The sequence below is a fragment of the Candidatus Didemnitutus sp. genome, from assembly GCA_019634575.1.
In the GTDB taxonomy this organism is placed as follows: domain Bacteria; phylum Verrucomicrobiota; class Verrucomicrobiia; order Opitutales; family Opitutaceae; genus Didemnitutus.
In genome coordinates, this window is sequence record JAHCAY010000004.1 from 106,702 (window position 1) to 122,719 (window position 16,018).

The 16,018-nt window shown below is 66.0% G+C and carries 13 protein-coding genes; 6 read left to right on the forward strand and 7 right to left on the reverse strand.

The window, feature by feature from the left end; all coding sequences use genetic code 11:
• Positions 1-28: 28 nt before the first annotated feature.
• A complete protein-coding gene (locus KF715_20475) occupies positions 29-520 on the forward strand; it encodes an FKBP-type peptidyl-prolyl cis-trans isomerase (GenBank protein ID MBX3739075.1) in 492 nt (163 codons plus the stop codon).
• 73 nt (positions 521-593) lie between these two features.
• Positions 594-1,079, forward strand: a complete 486-nt coding sequence (locus tag KF715_20480) for an SRPBCC family protein (GenBank protein ID MBX3739076.1) — start codon at positions 594-596, stop codon at positions 1,077-1,079.
• Positions 1,080-1,223: 144 nt separating this feature from the next.
• Here the strand turns inward: KF715_20480 and KF715_20485 are convergent, their stop codons facing one another.
• On the reverse strand, positions 1,224-2,084 hold the full coding sequence (locus tag KF715_20485) for an endonuclease/exonuclease/phosphatase family protein (protein MBX3739077.1): 861 nt from the start codon (positions 2,082-2,084) through the stop codon (positions 1,224-1,226).
• Between the two features lie 113 nt (positions 2,085-2,197).
• Between KF715_20485 and KF715_20490 the strand changes: the two genes are divergently transcribed.
• Positions 2,198-2,794 (forward strand): GNAT family N-acetyltransferase, encoded by a 597-nt coding sequence (locus KF715_20490; protein ID MBX3739078.1) that lies wholly within the window; start codon positions 2,198-2,200, stop codon positions 2,792-2,794.
• An 89-nt stretch (positions 2,795-2,883) separates the two neighbouring features.
• Positions 2,884-4,734: an autotransporter domain-containing protein gene (locus KF715_20495; GenBank protein ID MBX3739079.1), complete on the forward strand. Its 1,851-nt coding sequence runs from the start codon at positions 2,884-2,886 to the stop codon at positions 4,732-4,734.
• Positions 4,735-5,083: 349 nt separating this feature from the next.
• Here KF715_20495 and KF715_20500 read toward each other — a convergent pair whose 3' ends face one another.
• The 6 genes from KF715_20500 to dnaE form a co-directional block, all read right to left on the reverse strand.
• The gene (locus tag KF715_20500) at positions 5,084-5,572 is read right to left on the reverse strand and encodes a thioredoxin family protein (protein ID MBX3739080.1); all 489 of its coding nucleotides are present in this window, start codon (positions 5,570-5,572) and stop codon (positions 5,084-5,086) included.
• A 53-nt stretch (positions 5,573-5,625) separates the two neighbouring features.
• Positions 5,626-6,516 (reverse strand): helix-turn-helix domain-containing protein, encoded by an 891-nt coding sequence (locus KF715_20505; GenBank protein ID MBX3739081.1) that lies wholly within the window; start codon positions 6,514-6,516, stop codon positions 5,626-5,628.
• Positions 6,517-6,626: 110 nt separating this feature from the next.
• Positions 6,627-7,496, reverse strand: a complete 870-nt coding sequence (locus tag KF715_20510) for a class I SAM-dependent methyltransferase (protein MBX3739082.1) — start codon at positions 7,494-7,496, stop codon at positions 6,627-6,629.
• Positions 7,481-8,587: an RsmB/NOP family class I SAM-dependent RNA methyltransferase gene (locus tag KF715_20515; GenBank protein MBX3739083.1), complete on the reverse strand. Its 1,107-nt coding sequence runs from the start codon at positions 8,585-8,587 to the stop codon at positions 7,481-7,483. The genes KF715_20510 and KF715_20515 overlap by 16 nt, the downstream gene beginning before the upstream one ends.
• A 56-nt stretch (positions 8,588-8,643) precedes the next feature.
• Positions 8,644-10,080, reverse strand: coding sequence for a S9 family peptidase (locus KF715_20520; protein MBX3739084.1), 1,437 nt, complete (start codon positions 10,078-10,080; stop codon positions 8,644-8,646).
• A 709-nt stretch (positions 10,081-10,789) separates the two neighbouring features.
• On the reverse strand, positions 10,790-14,458 hold the full coding sequence (gene dnaE / locus KF715_20525) for a DNA polymerase III subunit alpha (protein ID MBX3739085.1): 3,669 nt from the start codon (positions 14,456-14,458) through the stop codon (positions 10,790-10,792).
• Positions 14,459-14,718: 260 nt separating this feature from the next.
• Between dnaE and rpsU the strand changes: the two genes are divergently transcribed.
• Both rpsU and KF715_20535 read left to right on the forward strand, forming a co-directional pair.
• Entirely contained in the window at positions 14,719-14,916 is a 198-nt protein-coding gene (rpsU, locus tag KF715_20530; GenBank protein ID MBX3739086.1) for a 30S ribosomal protein S21, read from the forward strand.
• Between the two features lie 203 nt (positions 14,917-15,119).
• Positions 15,120-16,010 (forward strand): sugar phosphate isomerase/epimerase, encoded by an 891-nt coding sequence (locus KF715_20535; protein ID MBX3739087.1) that lies wholly within the window; start codon positions 15,120-15,122, stop codon positions 16,008-16,010.
• The last annotated feature ends 8 nt before the right edge of the window (positions 16,011-16,018 follow it).

Below are 16,018 nucleotides of genomic sequence, written 5' to 3' on the forward strand. Positions count from 1 at the left end.
GGCGGCGGGTTGGCTCAACCTGTCGCGCATGAAGCGTTCGCTCTCCCTCGTGTTTTCGGTCCTCGTGCTCGCGCTCGCCGGTTGCGGCCCGAAGGAAGCGGAAGCGCCGGCACAGCCCGAAAAGTCCGTGGCGGAGCAGCGGCGCGAAAACTGGTTCGGCGCGAAGCTCGCCGCCGAACCGGGCATCGCGTGGCGCGATAGCGGGCTCGGGATCAAGATGCTGAAGGAAGGCGAGGGCGCGTTGCCGCAGCGCATGGACAAGGTGCGGATGATCTACGTCGGGCGGCTGGTCGACGGCACGGAGTTCGACCGCTCGGCGCCCGACAAGCCCGCGGTGTTTCGCGTGCAGGAGCTCGTCACAGGGCTCGCCGCCGGCATCGGCACGATGCGCGCGGGCGGGAAGGCGTTCGTCTACATCCCGCCGCATCTCGGCTACGGCGGCATCCGCGCGGGCAAGGTGCCGCCGAATTCCGCGCTCATTTTCGAGGTGGATCTGCTCGAGCTGAACCCGAAGAGCTGAGCGGTGGGGCGCGGGTGTCCGGAACGGCGCGAGTGGTTCGTCGAAAGAGCGAACAACACTCATTCTTCAGCTTATGGAAACCCACCCGACTCCCACTCCCACGGCCGAACGCGAACTCGTTCTCCAGCGCACGCTGAACGCGCCGCGCGAAAAACTCTACCGTTGCTGGACGGAGCCGGCGCTCATGGTGCAGTGGTTCACGCCGCCGCCGTGGAAGACCGTGCGAGCCACGACCGACGTGCGCGCGGGCGGCGCGAGCAACATCGTGATGCAGTCGCCGGAGGGACAGGAATTCCCGAACCGTGGCGTCTATCTCGAAGTCGTCCCGAACGAACGGCTGGTGTGGACCGATGCGTTCGTCAGCGCATGGGAGCCGTCGGAGAAGGCGTTCATCGTGGGCATCATCAGTTTCGAGGACGCGGGCGACGGGCGGACGCTCTACACGGCGCGCGTGCGCCATTGGTCGGTCGCCGACCGCGAGGCGCACGAGAAAATGGGCTTCCACCAAGGCTGGGGCATCGCCACGCAGCAGCTCGAGGCGCTGGCGCAGAAAATCTGAAAAAAGGCGACGGCGCGAGTGCGGCGCGGATTCGGTGGCAGCCTGCCCAAATGCTCCGCCAGCTGTGCCGAGGTGGTCGCCGAGGACGGCGCGACCACCTTTCGCTGCGATCGCGCCGCGTCGTTTGCCTGATGTTTCGAGCGGTTAGTCGAAGCGGATCGTCGCGGTCACTGGAAAGTGGTCGCTCGGCGTCTGGCCGTTCTCGGCGTAGTCGAGGATGGCCGCATCGCTGACCGCAGCTGGCGCGCGGGCGAGGATCCAATCGATGCGCTCGCCCTGATGGCGCGGCGGCTCGTAACCGTGAAAGGTGTTCAGGCCCTCGTTGATCCGCTGCGTCGCGGCGAGCCACGCGTCGGTCAGTCCGGCGCGCGTCGTGAGGAGCGTGTAAGCTTCGCTCGCCCCGGCGAGGCAGTTGAAATCGCCGACCAGCAACAGCGGCAGCGCGCGGTCGACGCGGGCGAGGCGCTCGGCGATGAGCGCGGCGGATTTCGCGCGCGCCGCCTCGATCTCGTGATCGAAGTGCGTGTTCCAGAACTCGAATTCGCGGCCCGTGGCGCGTTCGCGGAAGCGCACCCAAGTGACCATGCGCTTGAAGCGATTGCCCCAGGTCGCGGAGCCCACGACGTCCGGCGTGTCCGAAAGCCAGAAGTGATCGAAGGCCACCGGTTCGAGTTTTTCGCGGCGATAGAAAATCGCCATGAACTCGCCGCGGCTGCCGCCCTCGCGTCCGAGTCCGATCCATTCGTAGGCGGGCAGATCGGCCGCCATGTCGCGGAGTTGTCCGTAAAGCCCTTCCTGCGTGCCGATGACGTCCGGTGCCTCGTGCGCGATGAGGTGCTGCATGATCGGACGGCGCTCGGGCCAGGCGTGCGGCGGCTGCGCGCTCGCGAAGCGCAGATTGAACGTCATCACGCGCAGCGTCAGCGGAGCCGGCTTTTCGGTGGCGGACAGCGAACCGAGCAGCACGACGGCGAGGGCGAGGAGGCGGGCGAAGGGCAGGTGCATGCCCGCAGCATGGCGGCGCGCCGGGCGGCCGCGATGCGATTTCTCGCGCGCTGTGCTGGTGCGGTGACGACGGGCGCTTGAGGCGCGGTGCGACTTGGCGCACAAAACGGCCCATGCCATTCGATCCGCGCCCGATTCTCCTCGAAGGCCAGCACGTCCGCCTCGAACCGCTCGATGAGCGGCACCGCGCACCGATGCTCGCCACGGCGCAGCAGCTGCCGGACGTGTTCCAGTGGTTCCTCACCGATACGCTGGCGAAGCCCGAGGTGTTTCACGCATGGTTCGACGATGGCCTGCGCAATTCCGCCGCCGGCACCGACGTCGCGTGGGCGGTCGTGCGCCGCAGCGACGGCAAGATCGTCGGCTCGACGCGCTACCTCGACATCCGCCGCGCGAATCGCGGGCTCGAGATCGGCAGCACCTGGTATGCGCGCGAGGCGCAGCGCAGCGCGATCAACACCGAGGCGAAATACCTGCTGCTTCGTCACGCGTTCGAGACGCTCGGCGCCGTGCGCGTGCAGTTGAAGACCGACGAGCGCAACGAGGCCTCGCGCCGTGCCATCGCGCGCATCGGCGGCCAGTTCGAGGGCATCCTGCGCAAATACCAGGCGCGCTTTGACGGCTATGTCCGCAACACCGCGATGTTCGGCCTGATCGCGGAGGATTGGCCGGCGAATCGCGCGCGGCTCGAGACCATGCTGGCGCGCTGAATTGGTCCGCGGTGGCGGGGCGGATATAGCGCTTGCCGAGCGCGCGGGGCGTTGCCTCGATTCCGCCCGCCTATCAACCCAACACCCCTATGAACGAACTGCGCTCGCGCCTCCTCGCCGGCTTGGCCGTCTTCGGCCTCGCCGCCTCGGCCCTCGCTCAATCCGTCCCGGCCAACCGGACGTTTTCGAATTACTACTTCTTCGGCGACAGCCTCACCGACAGCGGCAACACCTTCGCCCTCACCGGCTCGCCGCCCGCGCCGTATTTCGCCGGTCGCGTGTCGAACGGCATCACCTACGCCGAATATCTCGCGCCCGGACTTGCTGCCGCGGCGACGACCTCGGCCAACGCTGCGAAGCTGAACTTCGCCTTCGCCGGCGCCACGGCCACCGCCGGCAGCGCTGTGCCGAACCTCGCGCAACAGGTCGCGATGTATCAGGCCCGCGGCATCACCGCGAACGCCAACGGCCTCTACGTCCTGCTCGCCGGCGCCAACGACCTGCTCAACGCCGTCCAGGTCCCGGCCAACCAGAACGCCACCGCGATGACCGCCACCGGTGTCGCCGCCTCGACCGCCGTCGCCGGCGCCGTGCAGTCGCTCGCCGGCCTCGGCGCGAAGAACATCCTCGTGCTCAACCTGCCCGACATCTCGAAGACGCCGCGCTTCACCACCGGCTCCGGCGTTTCCGCCGCCTCGCTGATCCAGGCCGGCTCCTACGCGTTCAACGGCGACATCAAGACCCGCATCGCCGGCCTGAGCGGCCTCTCCGGCGTGAACGTCACCGTGTTCGACCTCGGCTCCATCTTCCAAACGATCGTCAACAACCCGCAGACCTTCGGCTTCTCGATCACCAACCAGGACCCGATCGACATCCTCGGCGCCGGCGGCAACCCGGGCGACGTCAGCCGCTACGTGTTCTGGGACGGCATCCATCCGACCACGAAGACGCACGCGCTCTTCGCTGCGGTGCTCACCGAGGTGCTCAACCCCGAGTTCGTGCTCGGCACCTTCGCCGCGCGCGGCACCACGGCGCTCGTCGCCACCGACCTCTCGGCCGACTCCCTGCAATCCCGCCTCGACGCCTCGCGCCTCGAGGTCGCCCGCCATCAGGCCGACGGTTTCGTGAACTTCGCCTCGAAGTCGGGCTCGTTCAACGCCGCCGGCTACCAGGCCGGCTTCGACTATTCCGGCAACGTCGTGACCGCGGGCTTCGACTACAGCCTCGCGTCCAACCTGCTGGTCGGCGTCGCCCTCTCGGCGGAGCACATCGAAACCGATCTGGATGGCGCGGCCGGCTCCTCCGTCATGCGCGGCCAGATGGTGACGGCATTCGCGCAGTGGAAATCCGGCAGCTTCTTCGCCGACGGTTCCTTCGGCGTCGGCACGCAGGATTTCAAGGACGTGACGCGCACCACCGCCCTCGGCGGCATGGCGACCACGGCGAAGAGCGACGGCGACCGCACCGCGGCGCACGTCCGCGCGGGCTGGAACCTCGTGTCCGACGCATGGCGCGTCACGCCGTTCGCCGGCCTCCGCTACGCCAAGGCCAAACTCGGCGGCTACACCGAGAGCGGCGTGCCGGGATTGAACTTCGCTTTCGACGGCCAGAACGCCAAGTCGTTCGACGCGCAAGTCGGCGCCGACGTCGACTACACGATGCGCGTGAACGAGCGGCCGTTCGTGCTCAGCGCGACCGCGATCTATCAGAAGGACGTGAACGAAAACACCCGCAGCCTCTCCGGCCGCCTCGCCGACACGCTGGCCGCCACCGGCACGGCGACGGTGGACGACGGCCTCGGCGAGACCTTCAAGCTCGGCGCGCGCGTCAGCGGCGCAGTGAGCAAGAGCTGGGGCTGGTCGGTCGGCTATCTCGCGGACTTCCGCAAGAACGGCGAGACGGCTCACCAATACTCGCTCTCGCTCTACACCGGCTTCTGAGCCGGCATCCAACGAATCGATTCAACTGCGAAGGCCGCGCGTGCAGCGCGGCCTTTTCTTTGCGGGCATGGGCACCACGAGAACGGGCGTCGTGGAGATTTGGGCTTTGCTCAAGCCGCGTGACAAAAGGTGGTCGCCGCCGTCCCGGCGGCGACAGGCGTCGGCAGGGACGCCGACGCCCACCTCAAGCGCTTTCAGCTAGTCGTCGCCGACCGATGTGGCGCAGGCTTCCAGCCTGCTCCGAGAGCGACAGGAAGGAAGCCGGTGCGACGAGTCCTCGTTTCCGGCCACAGCACTTTTATGAGTGCGCGAAATCCCAGAAGCGACGGGCGACTGGTTCGCCGCGCCCTCACTCCGGCATCCACTGCCGGAGGAATGCGACGACCTTGTCGGGATCGTGGGCGGATTTGCCGTCCTCGAGTGCGCCGGTGTCCTGCGTGGTGAGCATGTGGCCGTTGCGATCGAGCACGACGATGACCGGCAGGCCGTGCTGGATGGGATTGCCGTAGGCCTCGTTTACCTTGTCATTGCGCTTCTTGCCGTCGCGGTGGTTCACGTCGATCCACGCGACGACGTAGTGGGCCTTCAACTCGCGGCGCACGGCGCTGTTGTCTTCAAAAAGCTCGTGCAGGCGGCGGCACCAGATGCACCAGTTCGCGCCGAAGACGAGGAGCACATGCTTCTGGTCGCGCTTGGCGAGGCTGACGGCCTCGGTGACTTGGGCGGCGCCGTCGGCCTGGGTGTCGTAGATGTCGGGGCCGGCCTTGGGATATTCCGGCGCGGCGCGGAGCGAAACGGCGGCGAATGCCGCGAGGAGAGCGAGCGTGAACGTGCGCATGGGCGCGGACGTTAGCGGGCGCGGCGGCAAGCGCTAGAGGAATTTGCAGCGCGTCACTTCGGCCGCACCGGCACGAGAAAATCGAACTCGCACGCCGCGCCGCCGTCGCCGAAGCGCTCGTCCTGCCGGTCGAGATTCGGTCCACCGCTGTGGATGAACTTGGAGCGCGGCAGCCACGAGCCGAAGGCGTAGTTGATCGTCTCGCCGAGCTTCGCGACGGGCCCGCGGTGCGTGAAACACGCGTAGGTGCCGGCGCGGATGCGCCAGAGCGCGAACGGCGGGGCCGCTTGGCGCGACGGGGCGACGTTGATCGCGGCGAGATATTCCAACTCGTCCGGATGACGGCGGTCACCGTCGGCGGGACAGCGCACGGCGCCGTAGACGTATTGGTCGACCTGCGGTTGGAGGCTGGCGATCTGCGGGCAGAAGCGGCCGTAGAGTTTCGGGACGACGTCGGTGTTGTCGGCATCGGGCGACATCGGGCCGATGAAGCGCGCGGTGAGGCCGAGGAGATTGAGCGCGGGCAGTTCGATCAGGGTGGGTTCCATGGTGGTTTGACGGGGAAGGCGTTTGAGGCGGCGCAACGTGAGGCGCGGTCGCGTGCGGTTCCACGCGAGGCCGCCGCGGCGGCGGAATTCGCTCGGCGTGACGTCGAACGCGGCGCGGAAGGCGCGCGTGAAGGCCTCGTGCGACTCGAATTGGAAATCGAGCGCGAGCTCGAGGATGGGGCGGCGCGACTGGCGCAGTTCATCGGCGGCGGCGGTGAGGCGGCGCTTGCGGATGTAGGAGCCGAGCGAGTCGCCCGTGATCTCCGCGAAGATGCGGTGAAAATGCCAGAGCGAGAAACCGGCGCGGCGCGCGATGGCGTCGAGCGAGATCGGTTCGCGCAAGTGGCGCTCGATCGTGTCGGCGGCGCGAATGACGGCTTGGCGGTAGTGCTGCATCGGTGGGAACGCGGCGACTCTAGCAAACCGCGTGGAGGCGTCGCTTGATTTCTTGTGCGAATCCGTTTGGAGCGAGGCGGCCCGCGACCTCCGGGCGCGGGGATGCCGGACTATGCCGGCTTCCGCGCGAGCCAGAAGCGGCATTCGTCGGAGAAATCCTTCACGTCGGAGGATTCGGCGGCGATGCGGCGGCGCATCTCGTCCCACTCGTGCGTCCAGCCGGTGGCGGCGAGGTCTTCGAGAATCTCCGCGCGGTCGGGCAGGTGCATGAAGACGCGGTAGTGGTCGTCGTCGACGAAGTAGCGGTCGCCGAACTCGACGAGCGCCGGGTCTTGTTTGCCCTGCGCCCAGAGTTCGGCGTGGCGCGCCCAGTGGCGGCGCTCCGCCGGTTCGTCATCGCGATCGTGCGTGGTGAACAGCAACGGCGCGCCTGGGCGGACGAGCGCGTGCAGCCCGCGCAGCGCCGCGCGTCGATGCTCGCGTCCGGGAATCTGCATCAGGCCATTGAACAGGAAAAGCACCCCCGCAAACCCCGCCGGCGCCGCCCGGCGCCGGCGGCCCTTGTAACCTATTAGGTTACAAGGGCCGGTGCCTCGCTCGGGAGTGGCGGTGGGATTGTAACCTAATAGGTTACAATGGTCGGGGAGCTGGGTGGCGTCGGCGTGGAGGAAGCGGATGCGGCGGGTGAGTTTTTTCTCGCGGGCGAAGTGGCGGGCCTGATCGAGGAGTTCCTCGGCGAAGTCGAAGGCGGTGAGCTGCGTGTAGCCGAGCTCGGCGAGGGCGAGCGTGACGCGGCCGGTGCCGCAGCCGGCTTCGAGGAGCGGGGCGCGGCGGTCGGGGAAGTGTTGCTCGATGAGTTTCCGCTCGGAGGCCCAGAGACCGAGACGCTCGGCGGCACGCGAGTAGTGCACGACCGACTCGACGGCGTTGAAGTCGGCGCGGACGGTGGCGCCGGTGATCTTTGTCACTTTCTGCGCCATGTGGCGACGAACATGCCGTTGGCGTTCAGCTCGTGGGGGTGGAGGAAAAGCGTGGAGCTGGGAGCCGGGAGCTCGGAGCTGGGAGAGGGGAAGACGGGGGCGGGTTCGAAATCGTGGTGGGCGGCGGTGAAGGCTTCGGCGATGGCGGTGGTCTCGGCGCGGGTGAGGGTGCAGACGGCGTAGACGAGGCGGCCGCCGGATTTCAGCGAGCCGGCGACGTTGTCGAGGAGCTTGGCTTGGATGGCGGCGAGTTCGTGGACGTCCGCCGGCTGCGTGGTCCAGCGCGCGTGCGGGTTGCGCTGCCAGGTGCCGATGCCGCTGCACGGGGCGTCGACGAGGATGCCGTCGAATTTGGTTTTCGTGGGGAGCTTGGCGGAGCCGTCCCACGGGGCGGCGCGGTAGTTGAAGGCGCCGGCGCGCGAGGCGCGTTTCTTCAGGTTTTCGAGACGACGCAGGGAACGGTCGCTGGCCCAGAGGAGGCCTTTGTTCTGCATCAGGTCGGAGAGGTGGAGCGTCTTGCCGCCTTCGCCGGCACAGGCGTCCCACCAGGTTTGGCCGGGTTGCGGCGCGCAGGCGTGGCCGACGAGTTGAGAGGCGAGGTCCTGGATCTCGAAGCGGCCGTCGCGGAATTCGTCGGTGAGGAAGAGGTCGCGGGAGCCGGAGTAGCGATAAGCAGTAAGCTTTAGGCTGTAAGCCTCGGAGGCGGGCGCGCAGTCGCCGAGGCGGGCGGGGAGATCGCGGGCTTCGTTTTGCTTGGCGCGGAGCCAGAGGACGGGTTCGCGCTGGAGTTGGCGGAGCCAGTCGGGCGGGACGTCCATCTCGCTTTTCAGCCAGTCGGGGACGGCGCGGGCGGCGAGGGTTTCGGGTTTGAAGGACGCGGGGGCGTGATCGAAGCGCGCTTGGAGGTCGAGCGCGGCTTGGGTCTGTTTTTGCAGCGACTGCTTCGGCTCGAGCCAGCGGAACCAGCGGAAATAGGCGAACACGGCGCGGCTGACGGCGCGGCGCAGCGCGGGAGCGGAGCCGTGGCGCGTGCGGCCGAGCGTCTCGCGCAGCGCGGCGTCGGCGGGCGTGCCGGCCTGAACGAGTTTCAGGACGCGGGCGGTTTCGTTGAGGACGGCGGAATCGGGCACGCCGTGAAGAGAGCCGGTCAGAGGTGCTTCTTCAAGAATGCTTCGACGCGGGTGAATAACTCGGTGCGGTGCGCGAGTTCGCTGAGGCCGTGCGCCTCGTCGGGGATGAACCACGCTTCGTGGGGCACGCCGGCTTTTTTCAGAGCGCGGACGAGGCTGCGCGATTGGTCGGTGTCGGCGTTGCGGTCCTCCTTGCCGTGGGCGACGAAGATCGGGATGCGGACGTTTGCGACGGCTTGGAGCGGGGACATGGCGTCGAATTTGGCGCGGTCCTTCTCGGGGTCGCCGAAATCGCGGCGCAGCCACGCGTAGCGATACTCGTTTCCGTTGTCCTTGTCCTGTTGCATCAGTTCGGCCCAGTCGAAGACGCCGGCGAAGGTGATCGCGCATTTGTAGAGGTCCGGTTCGAACGCCGCGCCGCTCATGGCGAGGTAGCCGCCGAAGCTGGCGCCGAAGATCGCGAGATGGGCGGGGTCGGAGATTTTGGCGGCGACGAGGGCGCGCACGCCGTCGGTGACGTCGTCGTGCATTTTCCGAAACTCCATGGCCGGCGCGAGGGAGAGCGCGGCGTTGTAGCCGGAGGAGCCGCGGTAGTTCGGGCGGAAGACGACGTAGCCGCGCGAGGCGAGGAACTGGCTCCACGGCTCGTAGCCCCAGACGTCGCGGGCCCAGGGGCCGCCGTGCGGCAGGACGACGGTCGGCGCGGGTTTTCCTTCCACGTAGTTCTGTGGGAGCGTGACGTAGCCGTCGAGCGTGAGGCCGTCGCGCGTGCGGAAGCTCATCAGGCGGACGGGCGCGAGGAGTCTCTCGGGGAGCCAAGGGGCGAGGTCGGCGATCTTGCGGACCTTGTGGGCGGCGAGGTCGATGAAGTAGAGCGTGCCGGGATGGCGGTCGGAGCCGCTGGTGACGAGCAATTTCTGCCCGTCGCGGCTGCGGCTGGTGATGTGGTTGAGACGATCTGGCGGCAGAGCGGAGTCGATTGTCGCCTGCAGCGCCTGATCGGCGGCACGAAACCAAAAACGCGTCGGAGCCTGCTGCGCATAGGTAAGGCTGACGGGTTCACGTCCGTCGGGGGAAAAATGCAGCCGACCGTCGCTGAAATCGTATTTTTCGTCCGTGTAGAGCACGGGGCCTAGAGAGTTATTGCGCGTGTCGAAGCGGCGGAGTTCGCAGCTCCCCTCGTCGTTGAGATGCGCAATTAGCAGCACAGCAGAGTCGGTATCGACTGCGAGTGGAGTGTCGCGCTCAAAGTCGATCTTGATCGGAGTCCATTTGCCGTCGCTCGCCCGGCGGAAGAGTAATTGCTCGGCTTTTATTAGCCCGAATGCGTAGCGAATCTCGCCATCGCGGTCGCACAGCCATCTAGGCACACTGTCCACGTTTTGGGGCCGCGTGATAATCCCGACGACGTTCTTGTTGCGGTCGCCGAAATAGTTGAGGGAGTTTTTCCGCACGTCTATTTCCAGAACGCCGCGGTGATCAGGGACGAAAATTGAATCAGGACGCGTCCGAGGTTTTCCGAGAAATGTCCCGGTGTATCTGCTCAGTGTAACGATCCGTTTTTTCGGATCAGTTCGAAGCATCGAAAAAAATCCCCAATAATAGTGCTGGTCGCGGGCGACGTTGAAAACTACGCGTTCGTCACCAGCCCAGACAAACGAGTATATGTCATAGGTCTGGTCACCTCGTGTGCCATCCATGACATTGGTTGCGGTATCGTAAAAGAAAAGCCCGTAGGCGTCATGGAGAACATCGCAAACTCTCATGCCGATGTGAGTGCCGGAGGGATTAAGCTCGGCGCCGGCGACAGCGGGTGAGCGGAAGAAATATTCCACCGGAATCTGCTCTGGCGACGTAAGCGTGGATGCGGCGGGCAAGGACTGCGCCGGCTTCCCTGCGGCACGGAGCGAGAGCGCTGTCAGTAGTGCTGAACCGGCAAGTAAGATGACGCCGCGAACGGGGAGGCGAAGGTGGAACATGGAAATGTGCTGGCCCGCTCGGGGAAAAGACATGCGCTGCATCGTGGGGTCAAACCGACTTCGCGAAGCTGCGAGTCGGCGCGGGCGTTTGTCGCCGCCGGGACGGCGGCGACCACCTTTCAGCGCGGCCGTGCCAGGCGCAGCAGGGCTGCGTCCCGGCATCGCTGCGGGGTGGCGGGCGGAATCAGCCGCCGAAGGATTTTTTCCCCCAGCGGCGGACTTCTTTCAGTTCGGGGGTGCGGGCTTCGATCAGGGCGCCGGCGACGGCGGGATGGTTGCGCAGTTCTTGAAATGCGGTGCCGGTCACGCGCCATTTCAGCGCGAAGGAGGTTTCCGCGATCGGCGCGACGCGGCCTTCGAAGAGGAAGGCGATCTCGATCTTCGTGTCGCCGTTGGCGGCGTCGATGGCTTTGCGGAGCTTCGGGAGAAAATCGGCGACGCCGGGATGATCGGGCGTGAGGAGCCACGTCACCTTGCGGATGTTGTTCGGGACGTAGGCGTCGAGGTGGTAAACCTCCTTGATGTTCAGGCGCGCGCCGTCGTTGCCTTTCATCACGGAGCCGAGGAGGACGACGGGGAGATTTTCCGCGAGGATCTTGCCGTAGGTCTCGTAGGCGTCGGCATACATGTTGACCGAAATCGTCGCGCGGCGGCTGGCGAGATTGAAGAAGGCCCACGGGCGGTTGTCGCGTTTCGAGAGGCGCTTGGTGATGCCGCTCATCAGGCCGGCGAGGCGGAACTCGACGCGGTCGCCTTCGAGGAGAACGGTCTCCTCGGTGTGCGTGCTGAGCGCTTCGGCGAGGCCGGCGTAGGCGTTGAGCGGGTGGCCGGAGACGTAGAAGCCGAGGAGTTCTTTTTCGAATTGGAGGCGCTCCTGCGAGGTGAAGTCGGCGGCGGAGTCGGAAGCGGCAGCGGGCGTGTCGCCGCCGGGGACGTCGGCGGCCACCTTTTTGCCGCGCTTCGGCTTCTCGTCGGCGAGCATGTCGAGGAACGAGTGCTGGCCGGCGGCCTTGTCGCGAGCGTGGGCGGCTGCGCCGGCAAGAGCGGCGTCGATGCCGTCGAAGAGCGGCTTGCGCGGCGCGTGGCTGTAGTCGAAGGCGCCGGTCTTGACCAGGTGCTCGAGCACGCGCTTGTTGATCGCGCGGCCGTCGACGCGGCGCACGAAGTCGGCGAAGTCCGCGAACGGGCCGTTGGCCTCGCGCTCCTCGATGATTTTCGCGGCGGCGAGTTCGCCGACGCCCTTGATGCCGGCGAGGCCGAAGCGGATTTTGTCGCCGACGGGGGTAAAGTCGCCGCGCGATTCGTTCACGTCGGGGCCGAGGACGGTGATGCCCATCGCCTCGGCTTCGGCGATGAAGTGCGAGACCTTTTCGGCGTTGCCGAGCTCGGCGGTGAGCACGGCGGCCATGAATTCGACCGGGTAGTTCGCTTTGAGATACGCGGTCTGGTAGCTGACGAGCGCGTAGGACGCGGAGTGGGATTTGTTGAAGCCGTAGTTCGCGAACTTGTTCAGCAGGTCGAAGATTTCGTTGGCCTTGCTTTCGCTGATGTCGTTCACGCGTTTCGCGCCTTCGACGAACTTGATGCGCTCCTTCGCCATCGCGTCGGCGTCCTTCTTGCCCATGGCGCGGCGGAGCATGTCGGCGCCGCCGAGCGTGTAGCCGGCGATGATCTTGGCGCACTCCATGACCTGCTCCTGGTAGACAATGATGCCGTAGGTTTCCTTGAGCGATTGCTCGAGCAGTTGGTGCGGGTAGGCGACGGTGGACGGGTCGCGTTTGCCGCGGGCGTAGTCGGGGATGAACTGCATCGGGCCCGGGCGGTAGAGGGCGCAGATGGCGTTGATGTCGTTGATGTCGGTCACGCCGACCTGCTTGCAAGCGTTCTGCATGCCGCCGGATTCGAGCTGGAACACGCCGACGGTCTTGCCGGCGTTGAGGATGGTGTAGGTCTTCGGGTCGTCGAGCGGGATGGTCTCGATGTCGAAGTCGGGCTGCGCGGTGCGGCGGACGTTGGCGACGGCGTCGGAGATGACGGTCAGCGTCTTCAGGCCGAGAAAATCCATCTTCAGCAGGCCGAGTTTGCCGACGGCGTTCATGTCGTATTGCACGGTCACGTCGCCTTCCTGGAGCGTGAGCGGGACGAACTCGTCGAGCGGCTGGTCGGTGATGATGATGCCGGCGGCGTGCTTGCCGGTGTTGCGGACCATGCCTTCGAGCACGAGGCCTTGATCGAGGATTTTTTTCGCGACCGGGTTGCGGTCGTATTCGTTTTTCAGCTCGGCGGATTTTTCGATGGCGGCCTTGAGCTCGATGTTGAGCTCGTCGGGGATCATCTTGGCGAGGCGGTCGGCCTCGGCGAAGGGCAGGTCGTGCACGCGCGAGACGTCGCGCACGACCATCTTCGCGCCGAGCGTGCCGTAGGTGATGATGTTGGCGACGCAGTCGTTGCCGTATTTCTGGCGGACGTAGTCGATGACCTCGCCGCGGCGGCGCATGCAGAAGTCGATGTCGAAGTCGGGCGGCGACACGCGCTCGGGGTTGAGGAAGCGCTCGAAGAGGAGCTTGAAGCGGATCGGGTCGAGGTTGGTGATCCCAAGCACGTAGGCGACGAGGCAGCCGGCGCCGGAGCCGCGGCCCGGGCCGACGGGGATGCCTTTCGATTTCGCCCAGTGAATGAAATCCCAGACGACGAGGAAGTAGTCGATGAAACCCGTGACGCGGATGATCGAGAGCTCGAAGGCGAGGCGCACCACGAGTTCCTCCTCGAGCGGGAGGCCGTTGTAGTCGGGCGCGACGGGTTTCTGGCCGGGCGGGAGGTTGGTGAGTTTCGCGAGGCGTTCGGCGACGGCGGGGCGCGTCGCGACGTCGTCGTAGTTGAAGTTGTAACGCTTTTTCAGGCCTTCGTGGCAGAGCTGCTCGAGGTAGCCGCCGGGCGTGAGCTGGTCCTTGATCTCGGCGGGGAGCGGATACTTCGGGTAACGCTCGGAGCCCTTGGGGAAGGGGATGATGCCCGTCTCACACATCTCGGCGACGGCATGGGTGTTCACGACCGACTCCGGGACCTCGATGAAGAGCTTTTCCATTTCGGCGCGCGACTTCAGGTAGAACTGAGTGCCGTCGAATTTCATGCGGTCCGTCTCGGCGACCTTGGCGCCGGTCTGGATGCAGAGGAGCGAGTCGTGCGGGCCGGCGTCCTCGTGGTTCACGTAATGGACGTCGTTCGTGCAGATGACCTTCAGGCCGAACTCTTCGCCGAGCTTCAGCAGGCCGGGGATGATCTTGCGCTGTTCGGGGATGCCGTGGTCCTGGATTTCGACGAAGAAGTTTTCGCGGCCGAAGATTTCCACGAAGCGTCCGCAAGCCTGGCGCGCTTGCTCGTAGCGGTCGTGGAGCAGGTGCTGCGGGACGATGGCGGCGAGGCAGCCGGTGAAGCCGATGAGGCCGCCGGAATACTTCGCGAGCGTCTCCATGTCCGCGCGCGGCTTGTAGTAAAAGCCCTTGAGGTGCGCGTAGGAGACGAGCTTCAGGAGGTTTTGGTAACCTTGGAGGTTTTTCGCCAAGAGCCCCATGTGGTAGTAGCTCTTGCCGTCCTCGGAGCGGCCCGTTTTCTCGAGCGCGGACGTCTCGGTCAGGTAGATTTCGCAGCCGATGAGCGGCTTGATGCCGGCGGACTTGGCGGCGTTGGCGAACTCGATGGCGCCATACATGTTGCCGTGGTCGGTGAGCGCGAGGGCGGTCATCCCGAGGTCCTTGGCGCGGCCCATCAGGCGGTCGATGCGGCAGGCGCCGTCGAGCAGGCTGTAGTCGGTGTGGACGTGAAGATGGACGAAACTGTTGTCGGGAGCGGCCACGGGGAGGCATCGGAAGCCGCGCGGCGGGGTGCCGCAAGCGGAAAGACCTCACACCTTGCCGACACGCGAAGTTCGTTCATCCACGCAGCCTTAACCATGTCGGGCGGCGTCTCGCGACCGCGCCACGAACGCGGTTGCGGCAGCGCGCGACGGCAGGGCCAGGCGACCCCGCCCTGCATCCGAAAAAATAGCTGTTGACGCGGCTTCGCGCGCCCGGCTTCTTGTGGACCTTTCGACACTTCCCAACCACTCCCTTTCCCATGTCCATCGAGATCAAAATGCGCAAAAACGAGCCGATCGACCGTGCGCTGCGCCGCATGAAGAAGAAGCTCGACCGCGAGAACATCATCAAAGACGTGCGCGCGAAGCGTTACTACGAGAAGCCGTGCGAGAAGCGCCGCCGCAAGGAGAAGGTCGCTGCCTTCACCGCGATGCTCCGCGCCCGCTACGCGAACTGAGTTCCGCGTCGCTCCCGTTTTCCGAACCGGTCGCTGCCTAGTGCGCGCGGCCGGTTTTTTATTGTCCGAATGGCCCGGCGGTCGGCGGCACCACGCCGCTTGCCAGATGCGCAAACAGTTGTCCTAGTGACAGCTCACCCATGAAGCCCATCCTTTCGCTGTCCACCTGCTGGCTCTCGCAGCGGCACCAGGATGGCTACGAGATGCTCAAGGAGATGGCCTCGCTCGGCTTCGAGTGGGCCGAGCTCAGCCACGGCGTCCGCATCACGCTCGTGCCCGGCATCCTGCGCGCGGTCGAGGAGGGCGTGATCAAGATCTCGTCGTGCCACAATTTCTGCCCGTTGCCGACCGGCATCACACACGCGGCGCCGAATCTTTACGTCCCGAGCGCGAAGGATCGCCGCGAGCGCGAGCAATGGCTGCGACACAGCAAGCGCTCCGTGGAGTTCGCCGCGCAGGTTGGCGCCAAGAAGCTCGTGATGCACCTCGGCAACCTGGAGTTCTTCTGGATGAACCCGGTGCGGAAGGTCGAGCGCTACGTCGATGCGCATCCGGGAGAGGACCTCACGAAGGACGTCGCCTACCGGAAGCTGCTCGGAGGCGTGATGAGCAAGCTGCGGGCGCACAAACAGCTTTTCTGGGAGAACACCCGCGCGAGCATCGCGGAGCTGCTGCCCTACGCCACGAAGAACGGCATCGCGCTCGCGCTCGAGAATCGCGAAAAGCTCGAGGAGCTGCCGCTCGACGACGACTACGCGCCATACGTGGAGACGCTGCCACAGGACTTGCTCGCCGGTTACTGGCACGACACCGGCCACGCGCACATCAAGGCGAGTCTCGGCGTCATCGATCATCGCGAGCATCTCACGAAAAACGCGCCGCGCGCCATCGGCTTTCACTTGCACGATGTGAGCGCGGACGGGCACGACCATCAGGCGATCGGCTCGGGCAAAATCGACTTCGCCATGGTGAGCGAATTTTGGCGGCCGGAACACACGCTCGTGCTCGAGTTCAGCCCGCGGCTCACGGTCGAGGACGTGATCGTCTCGAAACAACGCGCCGAGCTACTGATCCGAAATCGATTCGGCGGTTGAGTCGGTAG

What these genes read in the sequence shown, in the direction of transcription:
- KF715_20500 (MBX3739080.1), bottom strand. Translation starts at nt 5,572, where the DNA reads ATGCGCACGTTCACGCTCGCTCTCCTCGCGGCATTCGCCGCCGTTTCG.
- KF715_20490 (MBX3739078.1), top strand. Translation starts at nt 2,198, where the DNA reads ATGCCATTCGATCCGCGCCCGATTCTCCTCGAAGGCCAGCACGTCCGC.
- KF715_20480 (MBX3739076.1), top strand. Translation starts at nt 594, where the DNA reads ATGGAAACCCACCCGACTCCCACTCCCACGGCCGAACGCGAACTCGTT.
- KF715_20495 (MBX3739079.1), top strand. Translation starts at nt 2,884, where the DNA reads ATGAACGAACTGCGCTCGCGCCTCCTCGCCGGCTTGGCCGTCTTCGGC.
- rpsU (MBX3739086.1), top strand. Translation starts at nt 14,719, where the DNA reads ATGTCCATCGAGATCAAAATGCGCAAAAACGAGCCGATCGACCGTGCG.
- KF715_20505 (MBX3739081.1), bottom strand. Translation starts at nt 6,516, where the DNA reads ATGCAGCACTACCGCCAAGCCGTCATTCGCGCCGCCGACACGATCGAG.
- KF715_20485 (MBX3739077.1), bottom strand. Translation starts at nt 2,084, where the DNA reads ATGCACCTGCCCTTCGCCCGCCTCCTCGCCCTCGCCGTCGTGCTGCTC.
- KF715_20535 (MBX3739087.1), top strand. Translation starts at nt 15,120, where the DNA reads ATGCTCAAGGAGATGGCCTCGCTCGGCTTCGAGTGGGCCGAGCTCAGC.
- KF715_20475 (MBX3739075.1), top strand. Translation starts at nt 29, where the DNA reads ATGAAGCGTTCGCTCTCCCTCGTGTTTTCGGTCCTCGTGCTCGCGCTC.
- KF715_20510 (MBX3739082.1), bottom strand. Translation starts at nt 7,496, where the DNA reads ATGGCGCAGAAAGTGACAAAGATCACCGGCGCCACCGTCCGCGCCGAC.